Origin of the sequence: Maritimibacter harenae, from assembly GCF_009882975.1 — a bacterium.
In the GTDB taxonomy this organism is placed as follows: domain Bacteria; phylum Pseudomonadota; class Alphaproteobacteria; order Rhodobacterales; family Rhodobacteraceae; genus Maritimibacter; species Maritimibacter harenae.
This window is the reverse complement of sequence record NZ_WTUX01000028.1, coordinates 1-227: the sequence shown is the minus strand read 5'-3', so window position 1 is coordinate 227 and position 227 is coordinate 1. Positions and strand designations below refer to the sequence as shown.

Annotated in this window: 1 protein-coding gene; it reads right to left on the bottom strand. The window is 68.7% G+C overall.

Annotated features, from left to right (window positions below; all coding sequences use genetic code 11):
* Positions 1 to 227 (bottom strand): CoA-transferase (locus tag GQE99_RS20180; RefSeq protein WP_328794238.1); only part of this gene is annotated, 227 nt, incomplete at both ends.

Sequence of the window (227 nt, the reverse complement as noted above, 5' to 3'; positions counted from 1 at the left end):
CCCTCGAACACCTCGACCGGCTTGCCCTCGGCCACTTCGGTGCCGAAGGACGTGGGCGTGTAGAAGGCCGGGATGCCGGCACCGCCCGCGCGGATGCGTTCGGCCAGCGTGCCCTGCGGCACGATCTCCAACGCGATCCTGCCGGCCTTGTAGCGTTCCACGAAAACCGTCGGGTCGGCGGAGCGGGGGAAGGAACAGATCAGCTTGTCGACGCGGCCCTGCTCGAT